A 961-nucleotide genomic window follows, 5' to 3' on the forward strand; every position below is an offset into this window, starting at 1 on the left:
CTTGAGCTGCGGCACTGGCCGCCTGCTCCAACAACGAGGGCTGCTCCGACACCGCGCCGCGGTTGGTGCCGAAGTACGCCAGCGCCAAGGTGGACACGAAGAACACCGTGGCCGCCACCGCGGTGGAACGGGAAAGGAAATTGGCACTGCCGGTGGCGCCGAACAGGCTGCCGGACGAGCCGCCGCCGAACGAGGCACCCATGTCGGCGCCCTTGCCGTGCTGGACCAGCACCAGGCCGATCATGGCCAGCGCCGACACCACTTGCAGCAGCAAGACGATGGTCAACAAGGCTTGTTGCATGAAATCGAACTCCTGAAATCAGTGAATGCGCAGGCCGCTCAGGCCGCGCGCGCGATGGCAGCGAAGTCGGCCGCCTTGAGCGAGGCGCCGCCAATCAGGCCACCGTCGATGTCGGCTTGCGCGAACAGTTCTGCCGCGTTGTCAGGCTTGACGCTGCCGCCATAGAGCAAGGGCACCCGGGCCGCATCCGGCTGAGCCGCCTTCAGGCGCGAGCGCAGGAAAGCGTGCACGGCCTGAGCCTGCTCGGGCGAAGCGGTTTTGCCGGTGCCGATGGCCCAGACGGGCTCGTAAGCCACCACCACCTTGGCCAGGTCTGCACCCAGCGTGGCGATGACGGCGTCGAGCTGACGACCCACAACGGCTTCGGTCTGACCCGATTCGCGCTCCGACAGGGTCTCACCCACGCAAACGATGGGCACCAGGCCATGCGCCAGCGCAGCCTTGGCCTTGTCGGCGACCAGTTGGTCGGACTCGGCGTGGTAGCTGCGACGCTCGGAGTGACCGACGATCGCGTAGGCGGCGCCGAACTCGCGGAGCATCGGACCAGACACCTCACCGGTGTAGGCACCCTGAGCCTGGGTGGAGACGTCTTGCGAACCGAAGGCGATGGCCGAGCCCTTCAAGGCTTCAGCCACATCGGCCAGGAAGACGGCAGGCGGG

The 961-nt window shown here is 67.1% G+C and carries 2 protein-coding genes; both read right to left on the bottom strand.

The window, feature by feature from the left end; translation table 11 throughout:
- On the bottom strand, positions 1–301 hold a 301-nt coding region (gene secG / locus B2W70_RS17305; protein WP_286747707.1), incomplete at its 3' end, for a preprotein translocase subunit SecG.
- 38 nt (positions 302–339) lie between these two features.
- On the bottom strand, positions 340–961 hold a 622-nt coding region (gene tpiA / locus B2W70_RS17310; protein ID WP_286747708.1), incomplete at its 5' end, for a triose-phosphate isomerase.

Origin of the sequence: Aquabacterium sp. UBA2148, from assembly GCF_002328915.1 — a bacterium.
GTDB lineage: Bacteria > Pseudomonadota > Gammaproteobacteria > Burkholderiales > Burkholderiaceae_C > Aquabacterium > Aquabacterium parvum.